General features: G+C 34.2%; 24 protein-coding genes and 2 tRNA genes. 6 read left to right on the forward strand and 20 right to left on the reverse strand.

All coding sequences use genetic code 11. The annotated features are described in order from the left end of the window. From T478_RS05740 to T478_RS05750, 3 genes are read right to left on the reverse strand one after another with little or no spacing between them, the layout of a single operon-like run. Window positions 1–570: an NADH-quinone oxidoreductase subunit C gene (locus T478_RS05740; protein WP_048105923.1), complete on the reverse strand. Its 570-nt coding sequence runs from the start codon at window positions 568–570 to the stop codon at window positions 1–3. A gap of 10 nt (window positions 571–580) precedes the next feature. Then, on the reverse strand, window positions 581–1,096 hold the full coding sequence (locus T478_RS05745) for an NADH-quinone oxidoreductase subunit B (RefSeq protein WP_048105925.1): 516 nt from the start codon (window positions 1,094–1,096) through the stop codon (window positions 581–583). Window positions 1,097–1,136: 40 nt separating this feature from the next. Beyond that, a complete protein-coding gene (locus T478_RS05750) occupies window positions 1,137–1,475 on the reverse strand; it encodes an NADH-quinone oxidoreductase subunit A (RefSeq protein ID WP_048107010.1) in 339 nt (112 codons plus the stop codon). 154 nt (window positions 1,476–1,629) lie between these two features. Here T478_RS05750 and T478_RS05755 point away from each other — a divergent pair, with 154 nt between their 5' ends. Next, window positions 1,630–2,094 carry a redoxin domain-containing protein gene (locus T478_RS05755; RefSeq protein ID WP_048105927.1) on the forward strand — a complete coding sequence of 155 codons (465 nt, stop codon included), beginning with the start codon at window positions 1,630–1,632 and terminating at the stop codon, window positions 2,092–2,094. Between the two features lie 6 nt (window positions 2,095–2,100). Here the strand turns inward: T478_RS05755 and T478_RS05760 are convergent, their stop codons facing one another. Genes T478_RS05760 through T478_RS05795 form a run of 8 tightly spaced genes read right to left on the reverse strand, consistent with a single transcriptional unit; the run spans window position 2,101 to window position 9,198 of the window. Next, on the reverse strand, window positions 2,101–2,613 hold the full coding sequence (locus tag T478_RS05760; RefSeq protein ID WP_048105929.1) for an acyl-CoA carboxylase biotin carboxyl carrier protein subunit: 513 nt from the start codon (window positions 2,611–2,613) through the stop codon (window positions 2,101–2,103). Between the two features lie 2 nt (window positions 2,614–2,615). Continuing rightward, window positions 2,616–4,118, reverse strand: a complete 1,503-nt coding sequence (locus T478_RS05765; protein WP_048105931.1) for an acetyl-CoA carboxylase biotin carboxylase subunit — start codon at window positions 4,116–4,118, stop codon at window positions 2,616–2,618. 6 nt (window positions 4,119–4,124) lie between these two features. Beyond that, window positions 4,125–5,672 (reverse strand): acyl-CoA carboxylase subunit beta, encoded by a 1,548-nt coding sequence (locus T478_RS05770; protein ID WP_048107011.1) that lies wholly within the window; start codon window positions 5,670–5,672, stop codon window positions 4,125–4,127. A gap of 58 nt (window positions 5,673–5,730) precedes the next feature. Then, window positions 5,731–6,048 carry a hypothetical protein gene (locus T478_RS05775; protein ID WP_048105933.1) on the reverse strand — a complete coding sequence of 106 codons (318 nt, stop codon included), beginning with the start codon at window positions 6,046–6,048 and terminating at the stop codon, window positions 5,731–5,733. Next, entirely contained in the window at window positions 6,045–7,202 is a 1,158-nt protein-coding gene (locus T478_RS05780) for an AAA family ATPase (RefSeq protein ID WP_048107013.1), read from the reverse strand. The genes T478_RS05775 and T478_RS05780 overlap by 4 nt, the downstream gene beginning before the upstream one ends. 8 nt (window positions 7,203–7,210) lie before the next feature. Next, entirely contained in the window at window positions 7,211–8,332 is a 1,122-nt protein-coding gene (locus tag T478_RS05785) for a hypothetical protein (RefSeq protein WP_048105935.1), read from the reverse strand. A 44-nt stretch (window positions 8,333–8,376) separates the two neighbouring features. Further along, the gene (locus T478_RS05790; protein WP_048105937.1) at window positions 8,377–8,832 is read right to left on the reverse strand and encodes a hypothetical protein; all 456 of its coding nucleotides are present in this window, start codon (window positions 8,830–8,832) and stop codon (window positions 8,377–8,379) included. A gap of 45 nt (window positions 8,833–8,877) precedes the next feature. Further along, the gene (locus T478_RS05795) at window positions 8,878–9,198 is read right to left on the reverse strand and encodes a hypothetical protein (RefSeq protein WP_048105939.1); all 321 of its coding nucleotides are present in this window, start codon (window positions 9,196–9,198) and stop codon (window positions 8,878–8,880) included. Between the two features lie 79 nt (window positions 9,199–9,277). On the opposite strand from T478_RS05795, the gene T478_RS05800 reads away from it, so the two are divergent. Continuing rightward, complete coding sequence (locus T478_RS05800) at window positions 9,278–10,075, forward strand: inositol monophosphatase family protein (RefSeq protein ID WP_048105941.1); 798 nt, start codon at window positions 9,278–9,280, stop codon at window positions 10,073–10,075. Window positions 10,076–10,077: 2 nt separating this feature from the next. On the opposite strand, the gene T478_RS05805 is transcribed toward T478_RS05800, so the two are convergent. Continuing rightward, window positions 10,078–10,914, reverse strand: a complete 837-nt coding sequence (locus T478_RS05805; RefSeq protein ID WP_048105943.1) for an FAD-binding oxidoreductase — start codon at window positions 10,912–10,914, stop codon at window positions 10,078–10,080. Between the two features lie 95 nt (window positions 10,915–11,009). On the opposite strand from T478_RS05805, the gene T478_RS07505 reads away from it, so the two are divergent. Continuing rightward, the gene (locus T478_RS07505; protein WP_082008740.1) at window positions 11,010–11,174 is read left to right on the forward strand and encodes a DUF1059 domain-containing protein; all 165 of its coding nucleotides are present in this window, start codon (window positions 11,010–11,012) and stop codon (window positions 11,172–11,174) included. Window positions 11,175–11,185: 11 nt separating this feature from the next. On the opposite strand, the gene T478_RS05810 is transcribed toward T478_RS07505, so the two are convergent. From T478_RS05810 to T478_RS05820, 3 genes are all read right to left on the reverse strand, one after another. Beyond that, complete coding sequence (locus T478_RS05810) at window positions 11,186–12,256, reverse strand: glutamyl-tRNA reductase (RefSeq protein WP_048105947.1); 1,071 nt, start codon at window positions 12,254–12,256, stop codon at window positions 11,186–11,188. A 19-nt stretch (window positions 12,257–12,275) separates the two neighbouring features. Next, window positions 12,276–12,938, reverse strand: coding sequence for a hypothetical protein (locus tag T478_RS05815; RefSeq protein WP_048105949.1), 663 nt, complete (start codon window positions 12,936–12,938; stop codon window positions 12,276–12,278). Window positions 12,939–13,030: 92 nt separating this feature from the next. Next, window positions 13,031–13,108 (reverse strand) — tRNA-Asp (locus T478_RS05820). 97 nt (window positions 13,109–13,205) lie between these two features. Between T478_RS05820 and T478_RS05825 the strand changes: the two genes are divergently transcribed. Continuing rightward, window positions 13,206–13,279: transfer RNA gene (locus T478_RS05825), tRNA-Lys, on the forward strand. Between the two features lie 3 nt (window positions 13,280–13,282). Here the strand turns inward: T478_RS05825 and argH are convergent. Then, window positions 13,283–14,743: an argininosuccinate lyase gene (argH, locus tag T478_RS05830; protein ID WP_048107015.1), complete on the reverse strand. Its 1,461-nt coding sequence runs from the start codon at window positions 14,741–14,743 to the stop codon at window positions 13,283–13,285. A 48-nt stretch (window positions 14,744–14,791) separates the two neighbouring features. Here argH and T478_RS05835 point away from each other — a divergent pair, with 48 nt between their 5' ends. Then, a complete protein-coding gene (locus T478_RS05835) occupies window positions 14,792–15,178 on the forward strand; it encodes a metal-sulfur cluster assembly factor (RefSeq protein WP_048105952.1) in 387 nt (128 codons plus the stop codon). On the opposite strand, the gene T478_RS05840 is transcribed toward T478_RS05835, so the two are convergent. The 4 genes from T478_RS05840 to T478_RS05855 are packed head-to-tail and all read right to left on the reverse strand — an operon-like array spanning window position 15,175 to window position 18,453. Next, the gene (locus tag T478_RS05840; RefSeq protein WP_048105954.1) at window positions 15,175–15,951 is read right to left on the reverse strand and encodes a succinate dehydrogenase/fumarate reductase iron-sulfur subunit; all 777 of its coding nucleotides are present in this window, start codon (window positions 15,949–15,951) and stop codon (window positions 15,175–15,177) included. The two genes, T478_RS05835 and T478_RS05840, sit on opposite strands and share 4 nt — an antisense overlap. Continuing rightward, window positions 15,951–16,304 (reverse strand): succinate dehydrogenase/fumarate reductase transmembrane subunit, encoded by a 354-nt coding sequence (locus T478_RS05845; protein WP_238573572.1) that lies wholly within the window; start codon window positions 16,302–16,304, stop codon window positions 15,951–15,953. Before T478_RS05845 ends, T478_RS05840 begins: the two co-directional genes overlap by 1 nt. Then, window positions 16,301–16,741: a succinate dehydrogenase/fumarate reductase transmembrane subunit gene (locus T478_RS05850; protein WP_048105957.1), complete on the reverse strand. Its 441-nt coding sequence runs from the start codon at window positions 16,739–16,741 to the stop codon at window positions 16,301–16,303. Before T478_RS05850 ends, T478_RS05845 begins: the two co-directional genes overlap by 4 nt. Continuing rightward, complete coding sequence (locus tag T478_RS05855) at window positions 16,741–18,453, reverse strand: FAD-binding protein (protein WP_048105959.1); 1,713 nt, start codon at window positions 18,451–18,453, stop codon at window positions 16,741–16,743. The genes T478_RS05850 and T478_RS05855 overlap by 1 nt, the downstream gene beginning before the upstream one ends. A 92-nt stretch (window positions 18,454–18,545) precedes the next feature. Between T478_RS05855 and T478_RS05860 the strand changes: the two genes are divergently transcribed. Then, window positions 18,546–19,031 (forward strand): PadR family transcriptional regulator, encoded by a 486-nt coding sequence (locus T478_RS05860; protein WP_048105961.1) that lies wholly within the window; start codon window positions 18,546–18,548, stop codon window positions 19,029–19,031. Window positions 19,032–19,046: the final 15 nt, after the last annotated feature.

Consider the following 19,046-nt stretch of genomic DNA (forward strand, 5'->3'; position numbering starts at 1 on the left):
TTATCTTCCTTTATTCATAAAGTCCTTTCTTAGTGGAGGTAAATCAGCCCAATCTTCAGGCAGTAGTAAACGTCGATTATCAGGATGGCCTTCAAAGTATACGCCAAGCATTTCAAACACTTCACGCTCATGAAATTCAACACTGTAAAACATATCTCGTAAACTTGGTAATTTTGTAGAATCACTTCCTGGATTTGGTGTTTCTTCGCGTGGAGCTCTAGTTGCAAGTGCTAAAACTTGTTTTGAATATTCAGGATCTGTGTAGGAACCTAAGTGATAAGTTACGCCAATCTCTTTGTCTTGAGGATAATCAACACCAGAAACAGATTCTGCGTGATCAAAAGGAGTGTTATCTTTGATAAATTTTGCAACATCAATGATTTTTTCTTTTTTAACATTCAATCGAGTTCTATTTTCTTGAATGTATTCTACTTCGACATCATCAGAAAATTGATTTGCAATTTGATCAACATAAGATTTTTCAAAAGCAGGAACTGTATCTTCGACTTTTTCAGGAGCTGTTTCTTTTTTAGTATCTTTTGGAGGTTCTTCTTTTTCAGTTGTACTCATAATTTTTTACCTATCTAGCCTTCATCCTTTTGATTTTTTCTTGCAACAACATGCATCCTTGAATCAAGGTTTCAGGTCTAGGAGGGCAACCAGGAACATAAACATCAACTGGAAGAATTCCGTCGATACCAGGCAACACATTGTATGAATCAAAGTACAGACCGCCAGTAATTGCACATGCACCCATGGCAATTACATATTTTGGTTCTGGCATTTGATCATAGACTAATCTTAGTCGTGGTGCCATTTTTCTTGTGATTGTTCCTTGTACTACGACAAGATCACACTGTCGTAATGATCCAAAAGCTTCGATGATACCGAATCTTTCTACGTCGTATCTTGGACTTGACGCTGCTCCAAACTCAACACTACAACATGCTGTTTCAATGTGTACTGGCCACAAAGACCACATTCGACCCCAATTGATTGCCATTCCTAATGGTTGATCAACTGCTTTGTATAGAATGTCGCCAAGTTTTCCAACAAACACATTTGCATTTTGTGGTGTTATGAGTTCTTTTAACAACTTAGTCCCTCACCTTGATTGTTGTAACTAGTATATAGAATTACCATATGTCTTTCCTCTTTGATTGATATAATGCGAATGCCATTGCAGCAAACATAATTCCTAAGAAGGCAATAATTGGTAAAGTCGCAGTTCGTGGAAGGTCTAATAGAGAGCTACCCCAAGCATACAAGAAAATTGCCATAACATCAAAAATGACAAACATTAGAACATATGCATAATACTGCATCATGAAATGAGTACGACCAGCGCCGGATGGGACTTGGCCACATTCCATAGGAAGCGTTTTGACGGGATTTGGTTGTTTTTTGTTTTCAGGTGAAAGCATCCTTGATACCAATAGAGCAGGTGCCATTGCGGCACAGGCAAAACCAAACATTAGTAATACATTACTATATGATGCTACACTCTCGCCAACCAAGTTAAACCGACTCCCTTCGGTCAAAATATAAAGCTATAGAGAAATTTTTCGATCAAAATTTGATTTTTGCCAAGTCCTGTAAATTGATATACAACAAAAAATGAGGATTTCTATGGCAGTTAATGTTGGAGATCAAGCACCAAAATTTGAACTTGTGGATGGAGATCTAAAATTTAGATCCTTAGATGAGTTTAAAGGCAAAAAAGTAGTCTTATCATTTTTTGTTGCAGCAAGTTCCCCTGTTTGTGAAGTTGAACTTTGTAAATTCAGAGATTCACTGAATGACATATCAGAGTTAGGAGCACAAGTAATTGCAATTAGTAATGATGGACCATTTGCAAACAAGGCATTTGCAGAGAAAAATAATTACAATTTCCCAGTATTAGGGGACTATACAAGCCAAACAATCAAGGATTATGATATTTTATTGAAAGATTTGTTGCACGTAAAAGATTACAATGCAGCAAAACGTTCTGTCTTCATCTTAGATGAAGAACACAAAGTAATTTGGAAATGGGTTTCTGAGGATCCATTAAAAGAACCAGACTACAATGAAATTATGAATGTGTTAAAGTAAAACTAATTATTCTATATCTGCAATTACATCATTTTTGTTAACAGAGTTACCTTCTTTGATTTTGATACCTTTGACTATACCATCTTTTTGTGCTTTAACAGCAACTTGCATCTTCATTGATTCTAAGGTACAAACTGTATCACCTTTCTTTACTTCAGCACCATCTTCAACATCAATTGATACAACTTTTCCTGGAATTTGACTACGTAGAGTAGATTGACCAGCACTAGAATCACTGCCACCAGAGTTTTTGAAAACAATATCATCAAGATGTGAGTTCATGTTTACAGACATCGATGAACCATCTACAATGAAATTCATCTCAGAAGTTTGACTATCAACATATCTCACTGAATGAAATTCATTGTTTAAAACAAATTCCATAACATTTGAATCTGTGTGAAGAATTTTTACTACATATTCATTATCTTTAATCTTAATTTTGTATTCATCTTTGGATAATTTCTCTAAGATTTCACCATCTACAACTTCATCACTATCTTGAACTTTGTACTTCATTTTTACATTATACCTCTCTCTACCCATGTAGAGATTCCATCTGTGTCACCAGAGTTCTGAGATTTTACTTTACTTTTATAGAATTCAGAGTGCATGATTGCCGATGCAATAGCAGGAATTTGTTTTTCTTTTCTATCTTGAATTAGGTCTTTTTCTAATTTTTCAATCATATCATATCTCTTTAAGAAATCAGTTGATAGTTGACCGTTCTTGTATTCTTCAGAGTTTAGAATAGTTTTGTATAATGGAATTGAAGTTTCTACACCTTGAATGTCAAAGTCATTTAGAGCATTTAGCATTTTTACTCTTGATTCATCAAATGTTGGTCCCCAAGTACAGAGTTTTGCCATCAAAGAATCATAAAATGGAGATACAGTACAACCAGGATACAAGTATGTGTCACATCTAACATTTGGTCCTGAAGGTATTGTAACATATGGAACGGGACCAGTTGATGGTGCAAAGTCTAAGAAAGTATCTTCTGCGTTAATTCTACATTCAATAGCATATCCATTCATCTTTAGATCACTTTGTTTGAATGGTAATGTTTCTCCATTTGCAATATCTAGTTGAAGTTTTACAAAGTCTAATCCAGATACCATTTCAGAAATTGGATGTTCTACCTGTAATCTTGCATTAATTTCTATAAAATAAAATTCTCCATTATCTGCTCTCAAAAATTCTGCTGTACCCAAATTAGTATAATCAACTGCTTCTGCGGCTTTTACAACTAATTCGCCAATTTCCTCTCTTTTTGCTTGATCAACTATAGGAGAAGGAGTTTGTTCAATTAGTTTTTGGTTTCTTCGTTGAATAGAACATTCTCTTTCAAAGAGATGTACTGCATTACCATGCTTATCTCTACACATCTGATATTCAATGTGTCTTGTTTTTTCTAAGAACTTTTCAACAATTATTGCAGATTTTCCAACGGCAGCTATAGATTCAGAGGTAACTGTATCAAAGCCATCTTGTAATTCTTTATCATTAGTAACTAATCTAATTCCACGACCTCCTCCACCATAAACGGATTTCAAAAGTACAGGATAACCAATTTCATTTGCAATTTTTTCTGCTTGTTGTGCATCATCTACTATTCCCGGGCTTCCAGGTACAGTTGGGACGTCAGCTTTTAGCATTGCTGCTTTACAACGCATTTTATCTCCACAAAGATTCATTGAATCTGCAGAAGGTCCAATAAAGTTGATGTTGTTCTTTTCACATAATCGTGCAAAGTCATCATTTTCTGAAAGGAATCCATAACCAGGATGTATGGCATCTGTACCAGAAGATAACATTACTTCGAGAATTTTTTCTTGATTAAGATAGCTCTTTGCAGGTGCAGCCTCACCTATGTAATATGACTCGTCAGCAGTTTTTACATGAAGGGAGTTTACATCCTCATCTGAATATACTGCTACAGTCTTAATTCCCAAAGTCTTACATGTTTTCATTACACGAAGGGCAATTTCTCCTCTGTTTGCAATTAGTACTTTCTCAATCATATTTAATCACAGGTTGATATTTCCATGTTTTCTAGGAAGTTGTTTATCACGTTTGTTACTCAACATCTCAAGAGCCTTAATCAGCATTGGACGTGTCTCTGCTGGATCAATAACGGTATCAACTGTACCATTTGATGCAGCAACGTAAGGATTTGCAAATTTTTCAGTAAATTCATCTTTTAGTTTCTTTAGTAATTCTTCAGGATTATCAGCATTGGCCAAGTCTTTTCTATTCATGATTTTGACAGCACCTTCTGAACCAAGTACAGCAATTTGTGCAGTTGGCCATGCATAGTTAACATCAGTTCTTAGATTTTTACTTCCCATTGCAATGTATGCACCACCATATGCTTTACCAATTACAATAGTAATTTTTGGAACGGTTGCTTCACAATATGCGTATAGTAGTTTACTTCCATGTCTAATTATTCCATTATGTTCTTGGTTTGAACCCGGCATGTAACCAGGAGTGTCAACAAGAGTAATAATTGGAATTCCATAACAATCACAGAAGCGAATGAATCTTGCTGCTTTGTTTGATGAATCAATATCTAATGCGCCTGCCAAAAACATTGGTTGATTAGCAACAATGCCTACTGTTTTTCCATTCATTCTTCCAAATCCAACTACTACGTTTTGTGCAAACAGTTCATGAATTTCAAAAAATTTGTTGTCATCTAAAATTGAATAAATAATTTCTTTCATGTCATAAGGTTTTAGTGAATCTTCTGGAACAATGTTTATCAAATTATTATCTAATCGATTTGGATCATCAGATGTTTTTATTGAAGGAGGTGCTTCAGAATTATTTTGTGGGATATAAGATAGAAGAGATTTGATGTAATCCATGCATTGGTATTCATTTTGTGCAACAAAATGTGCTACTCCACTTTTTGTTCCATGCGTCATTGCTCCGCCTAAATCTTCAAATGAAATTTCTTCACCGAGAACAGTTTTTACAACTTCAGGTCCAGTAACATACATTGTTCCTGCTTTTTCTACCATGATAACAAAATCAGTCATTGCTGGAGAGTAAACAGCGCCACCTGCAGAAGGTCCAATACTTGCAGTAATTTGTGGAACTACACCAGATGCGAGTTCGTTATGATAAAAGATATCAGCAAAACCATCTAAACTTAGAATTCCTTCTTGAATTCTTGCACCACCAGAATCTGCAATTCCAATGATTGGACATCCATTTCTTACTGCATGATCCATAAGTTTGGTAATTTTTTTAGCTCCCATCTGGCTTAATGTGCCGCCAAGAACTGTAAAGTCGTAAGCAAATACATAGACCTGTCTTCCATTAACGTTTCCATAACCACCTACAACACCATCAGTGAAAAATTTCTTTTTTTGCATGTCATATTCGTGATAATGATGAGTAACCATAGCGTCAATTTCAACAAAAGATCCATCATCACAAAGTAGATCAATTCTCTCTCTAGCAGTTAATTTGCCTTTGTCGTGCTGAGCCTTGATTCTATCTTGGCCACCTCCTTGAACAGAAGTTTTTTTGTTATTCAGATATTCATTAATTTTATCAGAATGCATGCCCGAATTTTCCGCATCAGATATCATATATTAATTTAAGTCAAGAAAACAAAAATTACTAATTTTTTAGATTTAATAAAGAAAATTTCTTTTTTAAGGATTTTTGATAAGTTTCATAAGTATTTCCCAGTTCTTCACATTTTTTACATATACATAATTGAGAAACAACTGAACGATCACAGTCATCTTGGAATTCACATTGAGAACAACCTGCTGAATCATCACAAATAATGCATTTGAGATCCTCAGTTTCAACGCATTTTTCATGTTTTACGCCAAGACCCTTAGACCATAAGCCAATTTCATTGACATTGATTTTTTCATTGCATACAATGCAAGTACCCTCAAACTTCATTGCAATTTTTCTCCAGCTCATTTTAACAATTCAATCTCCTTTTCAAGTAATTCCTCATACGTATCTTCAAATTCTAATTCGATGGAATTATTTTCTTTTAATGTTAAAATGACTGGGAAAAAGAATGTAGCAAATGTACTGTTTGATATGTGAAGTTTTTTAGAAAGAGTAGTTGCAATTGCTTTAATCTTTGCACCATCCCATCGTAATCGATTCAATAATGGCCAGGATAAATTGTATTGAGTGTATCTAGCTGAAGAATCTTTTTCATAAAGAGAAAGTAAGATGGAATCAAGATATCTAAGTAATCTCCAGTTTTGTGTTTTCATTATCTTTCCATAAAGCATATCTGCTTCAGAAATTATTTCTAATGCTTTAGACATTTTTTCTGATGATAAATTACTTGTAATAATACTTGAGTAAAATGCATTAATTTTTTCTCTAGGATCAATTCGTAAAGAAAATAAAACTATTCTTGCTTCTTCAAGTGATTGAGATTTGAAAAATGCATTTAATCCATCTTCTATGTTTAGAGATTCAAATGATTTTTCAGTGTTAGGTTCAAATCCAGTAACTAGTGCTTGTGCAGAATTTATCATTGAACGAATATCACCTTTTGAATCGGTGATTAATTTTATCAATCTACCAGGATTGATCTTTGCATTTTCTTTTTCTAAGATCATATTAAGATACAATTTTAGAAATCGAGGTGAAAGAGGACTAAGCTGCAAAGTTTTAACAACTTTTTTGATCTTTTTCATTTTATCAGTTGAATCATAATTTCCTGCAAGTACAATTGGGACAGTTGGTTCTTTTAAGATGTTGATTAATGCTTCAACGCCACCATAATCAGAACGACCATGAATTCCATCTACTTCATCAATGAATATCATTGGTTCACCAAGTACAGTTTGGTTTCCAAGAACTGGAGTTAGTATTTCTTGAATATTTTTTTTATTTCTAACATCACTGGCATTAAGACTAATCATATCATAACCAAACTGTTTTCCTGCAAGAAAACATAATGTTGTTTTTCCAATTCCAGGAGGGCCAACTAACAATAATGGTTTAGTACCCTTTTTCCATTTTCCAAACCATTCAACAAATTGTTTTCTGACATCCTCATTTCCAACCATATCAAAAATATTTTGAGGTCGATATTTTTCTGACCACATCATTTGTATCACTTAGTAGGAAGGTTTTGAGTCAAATCTGACCAGATATTTGCCTCTTGAAGTTTTTTGTACCAAAATAAGTTATAATGTTCAACGGTCAAGAATAAAAATTCTAAGAATTTTCGATGTGAGAAACTATCTGGGAGTTTTTCAAGAGCAGCTTGTGCATCATTTAGATATGATTTACTATGATTCATAGTTTCTTCAAATCCATCTTTTACGTCATTCATTTTTAGAGAATAGAAAAGTGGCCACGATGGAATTTTTGCTGCTTTGTCTCTAATACTATCTTCAATTTCATTTCCACACCCAACAGATTCTGCAGCTTTTGCCATTCCAGTGTAAAATATCTCAGCTAAAGGTGCACGGTTTAATGCCATGTTTCTACCAGCTGTGCCCATGACAGAACGATATTTTTTGTAACTTTCAATTAACTCTTCTTCTGTAATAGATGCGGGTTTATCTTTTAATTTTGTATCAAGGTATTGGCCAATTCTTGCTTGTTTGAATCCTTCTTCAAATTCTTTTAAAACATCTTCTCCGCCTTTTGAAATTTTTTCTCTTGCAAGTTTTAGTATATACGGATTCATTAGTTTGTAATCATCTAGATATTCCAAATCTTCATCTTTGTCAACAATTCTATCCATAGGTTCACTAAGATCTATGGCAATTATGTGACCATCTACAATGTCTTCTCGCATGTTGGTACTTGGATCATCTTTAAAATAATCAGTTGATGCATCAAAAAGACCATTAAAAACAGGAAAAGTCATTTTGACAAAATTTGAGTTTAAGATTCTAAGAACTCGGTCATGCAAAGTATCAAAGTCTCCTAGTTTTGCTTTGATAGGATCAATTTCAGAAGCATTGAGAATAATTTCTGTTGAACCAACCTCTTCAGCAAATTTTTGTTGTGTTGTATTAGGAGATTCATCAGAATTAATTTGATCAAATAGATTTTTTGCAAATCTTTTAGCAAATTCCGGAAATGTGTTTTCTGCTTCTTCTTTATACTGGTTAAATTGTTTGAAACCTTTTGATTTGAATAAACCTTGTTTGATAATTTGTTTTCCAGGTTTAGTTCCCATCAAAGCACTTTTACTAAAAATTGATTCGTCTTTTCCACTCACAAAATATTACTAACAAATTGCTATTTATGCCTTCAAAGATCTAATTACATTCGTCTAAACTCTGCAGCGCCTTTTTCTGTTATTCTTAGTTGTATAGATTTTCCAAAAGGACCAGTTTTTTCAACAGGTTGCATGAGACCTTTTTTCTCAAGATCCTGAAGAATTGTATCTAGATTATTTGTTGATAGATTTCCTTTTTTCTGAATTTCTTCAAATTTTGTTATATTTGTCAACAATAAACCAAGAACAATTTTTTCTTTAGGCCAGTTTTTTGTTGAAAACTCTTCTCTACGTGGAGATTCTTGGAAATTATCAGATGATGAAGATTCTCGAAAAGTGTCAGGAGATGATGATTCTTGGAAAAAATTTCCACGAGGACTTTCAGGACGAGCAGATATGTTTTCTTTAAGTCCAGCACGTCTCAGTAATCTAGGAACTATTCTAGCAAGTGGTATTATTAGAAATATGAGTAAATAGATCCAAGAGTAATTTTCTTCCATATTATATCACTATGATTCGAAAGTAATAATGTATGTGTTAGGTTTCTATTGTGGTTGTGAGAAAACACGATATTCACCTATCGTGGAGTTACATTTTTGGCATATGTATTGACCCCTCTCAATTAAGATTAATCCATTAGCAACTTCTTCATTTGGTTTTTCTTCTATCTGAAAACCAGTTGGTCCATCAAACTCAGAATTACATGCTTTACAGAAGTGCTTCAACATTTTTGTAGGATCCAATTTTTCAAGTGATGCTAAGAAATGTTTGTCTATGTTAGGTACAAGTTTTGATTTTGAAACTTCTTCATCAGTAAGTTCGGCATTAACCCAACCACCTGAACCTTGTAGTTCTATTGCTGTCATAATTGTTTAATTTTAAGCATGAATAAAGAGGTTTTCCAAATATTATTCAATTAAATTATACACAAATTTGTATACGATAATGGAAACAAACGAGATTCTCAAAGAAGCATCAAGAAGAATTTTTGAGGCTGTAAAAGATATGGCAGGTACAGAAAAGGCTGCAGGGGATTTCGGAAGAGGTGCAGGAGGGGATATTTCTAGAAATATCGACATTACTGCAGAAAACACGGTTTTAGATTATCTAAAAGAGATTAATTTTGAATGTGTAGTACTAGGAGAAGAGTGCGGTCGCGTAGAACTGTCAGATAATCCAAAAGGATTCATAATCATGGATGCAATTGACGGCTCTGCAAATGCGGTCAGAGGCGTACCATTTTTTTGTTCATCATTAGCATTTGCAACAGAAAATAGACTCAGTTCCATAACAGATGGGGTGATTACAAATCTTTCAACAGGCCAGATGTATCATTCTACAAAGGGAAATGGTGCATTTCTTGATGATAAGCAAATTTCAGTTCACAAAGATGTACCATTATACAAAATTGTGGGAGTAAATACTTCAGGAGCATCACAAGAAATAATGAAAAAGTTGCAACCTGTTTTTGAGCATCACAGTCATACTAGACATTTTGGAGCAAATGCTTTGGAAATGGCAATGTTTGCACAAGGTTTGATGGATGTTTTTATTGATTTAAGAGATAAGATTAGAATTCAAGATATTGCAGCAGGTTACATCATTGTCAAAGAAGCAGGAGGTTTACTTCTTGATTCAAAATTTAATTCTCTTGATGCAGATTTGAGTTATGATACAAGAGTATCTTTTATCGCAGCTGCTAATCAAGAAATTTTAGATGAGATACTTCCAAGAAAAGAATAATTTTATCCGTATGATTCGTATTTGACTTCAAATGTTCCATCTTCATGTGGATTATCTCTATTGACAAATCCTCTATCAGCAACATATTCCATTACACCATCAATAGTTCCTTGATAACCACAAATGTAAATTCTAGTGTTTTCTGGAGTTACTTTTTCTCCAACTAGTTCATCTAGTGGAGAGACGCCTTGTGCATTTTCTTTGAAAAATGATTCAACTCTTCCTACTTGACCATTCCATGATCTATTGTATTGTTCTTTTGGTCTACTGATTGCAGCTCTGTACAAAAAGTTCCATTTATCTACTCCTCTCTCTTTACTTTCATTTTCAAAGTCAGTAAGAAGACGTTTGTAACTTAGTTCGTCAACATAACTTGCACCATGTAAAACTACAAGTTGTCTTTTATCATTTGTATCACGAAAATGATGTGCAAAAGCAATGAATGGTGCAAGACCAGTTCCACCACCTACACAAACAACTCTTCTGTTGTCTGGTTCTCCGTTACGATATTTGTCTTCAATTATCAAGTCGTCACCTGTTGGATCACCAAGTAATACTTCATCACCAACACTAAGATAGAATAATTCAGTGGTTACACGACCAGGTAGTGGTTTTCTTACCCATCGAATTACAAATTCAAAATAATCTCTATTTTCAGCATGTGATGCAATTGAATATGCACGTTTCACAATTTTATTTTCTGCACGTACTGGCAATCCAATAGTTAGAAATTGTCCAGTTTTGTATTTTGGCATACCGTTTTCCGGTACTAGACGAATAACAACTAGATCTTCTTTTAATAATTCAGTATAGATGATCTTTGCTTTTGTATCAGCCATGTGAAGGAAGTTTCTTGATTTGGATAAATGTATTTCTCTTCAAAAGTTGACAGTATTACTTATATTTAGAAAATTATCCAGCCAAAATTAGTAAGATGGCAAAAATTACATGCAGAGACTACGGATTTGAATGTCATTATGAAATAGAAGGCGAAGTAGAAAACGTGATCGATGAATATAGAAAACATAGTACTGAAGAACATGGCATTGAATATTCACCTGAAGCACTAACTCAAGTAATTTTAAGACAACAAGGTTAATTTTAAAAAAATTATGCTCTTTTCATTGAAGCAGATAAAACAGGTAATTCTTTGTCAATGATTTTCTCAACAGCGGGTACAATTCCTGCTCTTAATCTTGCATTTTCTTCATAAATTTCTGCAACTTGATCTCTGAATAGTAATTTTATTCGAGGCAATTCCATAATTGTTTCTTCTACAGCTCTTGGCTCAGAGATATCTAAAATTAAAGTTCCTTTTTTCTTTTCTTTCATAACAAGTTTGATTGTTTCAAGATCAATCAAGAAGTAATCAGCAGTAGTTGCAACTATAATGATATCAAATTTATCAAATCCGGTAAGTACATCAGCAAATTCTAGTGGAGTGCCACACAATAGTTGTGAGAAATTGGCAGCACGTTCCATGTCTTTACTAGTAACTGAAAATGAGATTTCTTTTTGCCCCAATGTTTTTGCAACCATAGCGGCAGATTCGCCGGTTCCAATGAGTAAAACCTTCTTTTTTGCATCCAAGCCAACTTTTTCTTCTATCAAGTTTAATGCAACATCACCTAATGATAGAACTTCTTTACTTATTTCAGTTGAACCTCTAATAGAATTAGCAAGTCGAATTATACTGTCAAATAATTTATTAAGAATTTTACCAGATGCGCCAGATTTTTTAGCATTTTCTATTGATTTTTTAATTTCGTCAAAAACTTCTTCTTTTCCAACAACTATAGAATCTAATCCACAAGCTAATCTTAAAAGATGGAGATAGACATCATCGTCTTTAAAAACTTCAAGAGTTTGATCAAAATGATCAATATCAATTTGTTCAATGTTAGAATTTTCTTGCCATGTTTCTTTCATCTGATTAATTATCAAACCTTTTCCTTCAGGTCTTCGAGCATCTGTTGAATCATCTGTTTCAAGATTACTAACGGTGAAAATTTCAACTCTACTTGATGTTTGTATGATAATACATTCTTCAACACCAGGTATTTTTTTAAAAGCATCTGTTGCAGCAGCTACATCTTTGAATGCAAACCGTGCGAGAGAATGTAAAGGAACGTTTTTGAATGTGACTCTTGCGTTTAAGACATCAAATTTTACATCACTCATATCATATCACCAAAATTTTTTAATTTTTTCTTCCACCTTTAGCGGTTCTAAAAACATTCATTCCCAGATAATAATTTTCATGTAGTGAATCTAAATATGAAAGATTTTGTTCAATTTGTTCAATTTGTTCAGGTAATGATTCAGGATCACTTTTGAGACGATCTAGTTTTGCTTGCAATTCATCACCAAGAACAGTTATTCCGGTTTCATAATTTGATGTTCCACCAAAACGTTCATCTAAAATATTTTGAGGGTTGTATTCAGGAGTAGTATCTTCATAACTAAGAGCTTTTCTTGTAATGTCATCTTTTTCATCTTCAGACAAGATAGGTTTTGGGAATCTGTCAACTTTATCCAAGAAAAATTCCGGTTCACCCATTTCTCTTCTAAATATAATTTCATTTTTTCTTTTGTTAGTTACATCAGGTGCTTTTGGAGCTTCTTCTTTAATTTCGTCTGCAATTGCTTTGAACTCTTCTTCTGATGCTTTTGCTGCAGCCTCTTTCAATTCTTTGGCTTTTGCAATTGCTGCATCTGCAGCTGCTTCAGCATCTGCAGCAGCTTTTGCTGCTTTTTCTGCATCTTTAGATGCCTTGAGAGATTTTTTAGCATCTTGTTTTTGGGATTCTTTATCTGCTTTTGGAGCATCTTTTACTTCAGAATCTTTTTTGTCGTCAGACATCAATTTTTCACTAAAATTGCCCGGATTTTAAGATTATTGTGACAAGCGTGATGAAACAACAAGCGATCAGAATTTTTAATTTGAAAAAGAAATGGCGCCCTCGGCGGGATTTGAACCCGCGTCTCAGCCGTGACAGGGCCGAATTCTAGACCGGGCTATACTACAAGGGCAGTATTTACAAGAAAAAGAACTGCTGGTTTTAAAGTTTCCATTTTTAATTTCAGACTGGTAAAAGACTAAATTGTGTAGTAATGGAAAAACTCGCATGGGTCTATAGCGCAGCCAGGTAGCGCACCGCCCTTTTAAGGCGGCTGTCGTGGGTTCGAATCCCACTAGACCCGCATCTATTTTGTAAGTGTTTTAACACGTTTTTCTAAAAAGGTCAGTGATTTTTTCACATTATCATTTTGAGTCTTTACAGATTTTTTAAGAGTGACAAGTTTTCTGGTTCTCTGCCCAATCATTCTTGTCTGTTCAGAGGTTCCAGCAGATCCTTTTGACTTTCTTTGTTTTAGAGATGAAGAGACTGTTGTTTTTTGAATTAATTCAAAAAGTTTAGTGGATTTAATGTCTTTAATTCTAAGAGATTCAATCTCACTTAATTCAAGTTCAGAAAGTAATTTTTTTGAATTATGTGCCAATTGAACAAGATTTCCAACAATGTTATGTGCTGCACGAAATGGTATTTTTTCAAGAACTAGATTTTCAGCAAGATCTAATGCAACAAGAAATCCTTCTTCTGTTGCTTTTTGCATTCTTTCTTGGTTTACTGTAAGATCAGATAACATTGATTTTATTATAATTAATGCAGTGATTGATGTTTTTGATGTTGACCAGATTGAAGATTTTATTTGTTGCAAATCCCTTCCATATCCAGATGGAAGTCCCTTAGTGGTAGTTAAGATGGATGTTAGATAACCAATAACTTGAGATGTTTTTCCTCGTGTAAGTTCTAAGATATCTGGATTTTTCTTTTGTGGCATTACACTTGATGGAGATGTGAAATCATCAGAAAGTTCTATGAATGAAAATTCAGCTGAAGACCAAATAATAAAATCTTCAGACAAACGACTTAGATTTGTCATCATAATTGCAGAATTGGCAACATATTCTGCAACAAAATCACGCGTACTTGTTGCATCAATAGAATTTTCTACAAGAGATGCAAATCCAAGTAATTTTGCAGTACTATCTCTATCAATAGGAAGGCTCGTACCACCTACAGGACCTGCTCCTAATGGACTTTGATTTACTCGTCCATACAATGACATGAATCTATCTAGATCACGTAACAACGAATCTGCATATGAAAGCAAATAGTGTGAAAATACTCCAACTTGAGCTTGTTGAAGATGAGTGTAAAGTGGCATTATTGTTTTAGTGTTTTCTTGTGCAGTCTTGAGAAGAGTAGAAATTGTTTCGATTAGACATTGTAAAAGTATGTTAATGTCATCGCGAATTTTTAGTCTAATATCAAGTGCTACTTGATCATTTCGTGAACGAGCAGTATGCATTTTTCCGCCATTTTCAATTCCGGTTTTTTTGATTACAAGAGATTCTATCAATTCGTGTATATCTTCAGGTTCAAAATCAGGCTGAGAGATGTTTCCTCCCTTTAATTCTTCTAACGCGGTCAAGATCTTTTTTGTTTCAATTTTTGACAAGAGTTTATTTTCATATAACATGATTACATGTGCTTCACTGCCTATGATATCATAAAATGCAATGTCAGAATCATCTTTTATGGATGAAACATAGCTTAACGTGATATCATCAAGATCTTTTCCTAATCGGGAACGATACATCAACATGGATTCAAAATCGCTATATATAGCAACTACGGATTCAATTCAATGACACAAGATGTTAAACAGCTACGAGTAAAAATTTTCGATGAATTATCACAAATTGTGGATCCGGAAATTAATACTACAATTACAGAATTAGAATTAATTGATGAGGTAGACATCAATGATGCTAATGTTAAAGTTGATTTACATCTAACAAGTCCATTTTGTCCAGCAGTTTTTGGATTCAAAATTGCTCAAGACATTCATGATAATTTATTGAGCATACAAGGAATTGATGATGTAAAGGTCAATGTCTCAAACCACTTTATGTCTGAACAGATTAACAACCAGGTAAATAATAGCCCAAATCCTCACAAAAAGGCTTCAAATGAGGATAATACAAGTGGCGATATGACAAGTGACACAAAAACAGAAGAAAAGAAAGATTAATCTCTAATTCCTAAAAGATATCCTCTCAAGAGTTGAATACCCATTGCAGGATCAACACCTTTTGGACAAACCTGACTACAAGATCCAGCAAAATGACATCTCCAAATTCCATGAGATTCATCTATAACTTTTAGTCGTTTGTTTTTTCCTTTGTCACGGTCATCTGCAATGTATCTGTAGGCTTGCGCTAATGCTTGAGGACCAACAAATGTTTTATCCATAGCCATAGTTGGACATGCAGAATTACATAAGCCACATTTGATACAACTTGAAAATTGAATATACTTTTCAACATTTTCAGGGCTTTGTAAGAATTCTCTTATACCACTTTCAGCATCAATTTCAGAATCTTCTCTAATTACGTATGGCATTACTTTTTTGTGATTGTTTATCATTCGATCCATGTTGACAGCCAAATCACGAACTACAGGATAGTTATCCATTGGTTCTACAGTTACAGTATCAGAATTTAATTCAGAAATTTTTGTGAAGCATGCCAAAGCAGGTTTGCCGTTAATTTTCATTCCACAAGAACCACATGATGCTTGTCTACATGAATAACGAACTCCAACAGAATGGTCAAGATGAGATTTAACATCTAACAAAGCATCGAGAACAGTTGTCCATTTTTCAATTGGAACAACAAAGTCATCAAACTTTTCATCAGCGTTTACATTTGGATTACTTCGTTTAATTTTCACTTTTACAGATTTTGTAGAAGAAACAACTGTTTGAGATAGTTCTTCTGATAGTTTAGGATGAAGTGTTGCCATTATACCATCCCCATATTTGTCATAATTATAGTTCGTGAACCATATGCAATTAATGCTGCCATTCCACCAAGACATCCAATTGTTACAAGTTTTTCATATGTTGGACCTTGATTCATTTCTAGTAGAATTACTCTCAAACCATTAAATCCATGAACAGAAATTAAGATTAACAATAATTCAAGCAATATAGCATAACCAACACTTTCATAATTTGCAATTACGTTTTCATATTCTAATGATTCGTGAAAGTCTTGAGTCATTCTCATCATTATGTGTATGACTGTTAAGAACAGTGCACCTATGGCAGTGCCATAGTGTATTTTCATTATGATGCTTTCTCTTAATACCATCATGCAAACATCACCGCCATTCCATACCACATTGCAAGGGCTGCCATACCTAATGTTGCATAGATACATGCTTTACCTTTCATGTTAATTGATTGAGGTTTGTATGGATAATCAGGTCTTTCTGCTTTTCCAATACCATAACCCATTTGTGCAACCATTAATCTAATTCCGTTTCCGGTATGAAAAACACACATTCCAATTACTAACGCTAAGAATAGATGACCTTCAGTTGTTTGAGTCATTTCTAGTGACTTGTCCCAGACTGCTTTTCCATCTAAGATATGACTTGTTTCATAAATATGTCCAATAAAATATGCCAAGAGACCTAGACCTGTTAATCTCATCAAAAGCCATGCTAATCTTTCGATGCCAAATTTTCCAATTTTACTAGGATTAAGCCATCCCTTCAGTCCTTCTCTTGCACCAGTTTCTCTTTCCATCAGTATTTTCTCTCCACAGGTTTGTATTTAGTTATAGTAACTGGATGCTTCTTCATAATTGGTTCGCTTGGATCATAATATGCAAGTGTGTGGTGAAGGAAATTTGCGTCATCACGGGTTGGGAAATCAGTTCTAGAATGAGCCCCACGAGATTCTTTTCTGTTTATAGCACCTAATAACACTATTTCAGCAACACGGAACATTGAATCCAACTCCATCACATTTTGGAAATTAGTGTTATACTCTTTAGCAGAATCGTCAACATGTTTCCAGGTTTTTTGCTTTAGTTCTCGTACTTTTTTGAGGCCTTCGGCTAAATCATTATGATTTCTATAGACGTATGCTTTTGCATTGAGAATTTCTGCAACTTCTTGTTTTACTTCATATGGATTAACATCTCCACGTCCACGGAATATTCCATCAAAGATTCTAGTTTCTTCAGCAGCCACTAAATGAGTAGGAAATTGTGCAGAAGTGTGTTCTTTTTCAATATAATCAACAGCTAAAGAGCCTGTAATTTTTCCCCAAACAATACATTCAGAAGTAGAGTTTGCACCTAGACGATTTGCGCCGTGAACGCTGTTACATGCAGCTTCTCCTGCAGCCCAAACACCTTGAAGTTCAGCTGCACCGTCAATGTTTGTGTGTATTCCACCCATCATGTAATGGCAAACAGGTCTAATGTCAATTGGTTCATCAGCAGGATCAATTCCTGAAAATTTAATTGAAATTTCTCTAATACCACCTAGTTTGGCTTTAATTTTTTCATCACCTAAATGTCGTAAATCTAATTTCATACAATCCTCTCCAGTTTCATGTTTGAATCCACGACCTTCATTAATTTCAGTCATAATAGAACGTGAAACAATATCACGTGGTGCTAATTCCATTTTTCCAGCTGCATAGTTTTTCATGAATCGGTCACCATCTTTGTTTAGCAGGTAACCACCTTCACCTCGTGCACCTTCTGTAATCAAAATTCCAGATGGTAAAATTCCAGTAGGATGGAATTGTACAAACTCCATATCTTTCAAAGCCATACCTGCACGATAAGCCATATCAAGACCGTCAGGTGTTGATGATAACGCATATGTCGAATAACTGAAAATTCTTCCTGCGCCGCCAGTTGCAATGATTAAGGCTTTACCTTTGATTGTATAAAATGAACCAGATGATGTTTCAATTGCAGTTATTCCACAAAATTGTTTTCCGTCGTGGATGATTGATGTTATGTACCATTCATTTAGAAATTCAATATTATCAAATTTTTGACAAGTATCGTATAGAGTTTGCATTTCAAAGAATCCAACTTTATCAATTGCATAAGTTGCACGTGGAAAACTATATCCACCAAAATTACGTTGATCAATTTTCCCATTTTCTTGTCTTGACCAAGGCATGCCCCAATGTTCTAATTGGAAAATTTCATTTGGCATCATGTGACATAATTTTTCAGCAGTATCTTGGTCTGCTAAAAAGTCACTTCCCTTTACAGTATCATAAATATGCGATTCTATGGTGTCACCCTTGTCTTCTTGAATTACAGCAGCAGTCCCACCTTCAGCAGATACAGAATGAGAACGCATGACCTGTGTTTTTGCAATAACTCCAATCTTGATTTTTTGATTCTTCTTTGCAGCCTCAATGGCAGCACGTAATCCTGCCAAACCAGAACCTGCAATTATTAGATCAAATTCAATAGAATCCGTCATTAATGAATAAAATCAGAAGAGGTTACTTATGAATTCTGTTAGCCAAAATCTTACCGAATCATTAATATATATCGCTAGCGATATCACTAGTGATGTTTAGGGAATGGACACAACGAGTAGGAAGCGCAGTACCAAGAGGATTTTCTAGATACTACATTTTACAACAATTAAAAGAACAGCCACATACAGGGAAAGAAATTATTGATTCTGCAATTGAAGCAAGTGCTGGTAATTGGAAACCATCACCGGGACTAATTTACCCACTACTTGGCAGATTACTAGATGAAGGTTTGATTGAAGAAAGTGAAAATGGAAAGTATCAGATTACAGATCATGGTAAAACAATACTAACTGATTTAGAGCACTGGAAAATGGATGCACAAAAACAGATGGACACGATGATGCGGCTAATGAATATGGGAAAATTTATGGGAATGGATATGTTAGAGAGAGTAACTATACTGGGCAATTTATTGAGTTCAAATGCAAGTCAAATGACAAATCATGAAATTGAGAAATATAAGAAATTCCTCCAAGATGAATTAGAGAAAATTAAAGAAATGGATTCTAAGAAATAGGCTAATCATAAATAA

The sequence above is a fragment of the Candidatus Nitrosopelagicus brevis genome, assembly GCF_000812185.1.
In the GTDB taxonomy this organism is placed as follows: Archaea; Thermoproteota; Nitrososphaeria; order Nitrososphaerales; family Nitrosopumilaceae; genus Nitrosopelagicus; species Nitrosopelagicus brevis.